We start from the raw sequence: 436 nt of genomic DNA, 5'->3' as shown, positions 1-436 counted from the left end.
TTGCAACGAAGCCGCATGGTCAAACATACGAAGTATCCGATCCGATGCAGGCGATGGTTGTACGTGAGCCAATTGGTGTATGCGGACAGATCATTCCATGGAACTTCCCGCTGTTAATGGCAGCATGGAAACTGGCTCCGGCGCTTGCCGCAGGAAATACTGTCGTGTTCAAACCTTCGGAAGTAACACCGATTAATGCGATTAAATTGTTTGAAATTCTAGAAGAAGTCGGTTTCCCGGCAGGCGTAGTAAACCTTGTACTAGGCGCAGGCCCGGTTGTTGGTCATGAAATCGCAGTCAATCATGATGTCGATAAGGTCGCATTTACCGGTGGTACTGCAACCGGACGTCATATTATGCAAGCGGCTACAGGCAATCTAAAGAAGATTTCGCTTGAGCTTGGCGGTAAGTCACCGAATATCGTATTTGCGGATGC

At 48.6% G+C, this 436-nt stretch carries 1 protein-coding gene; it reads left to right on the top strand.

Going from position 1 to position 436, the window contains the following annotated elements; translation table 11 throughout:
* Positions 1-436 (top strand): aldehyde dehydrogenase family protein (locus LKX83_RS31880; RefSeq protein ID WP_227887275.1); only part of this gene is annotated, 436 nt, incomplete at both ends.

This window comes from Cohnella baijiui, assembly GCF_020731285.1.
GTDB lineage: Bacteria > Bacillota > Bacilli > Paenibacillales > Paenibacillaceae > Cohnella.
Note: the sequence above shows the minus strand (reverse complement) of the source record. Positions and strands in the feature narration are given on the sequence as shown.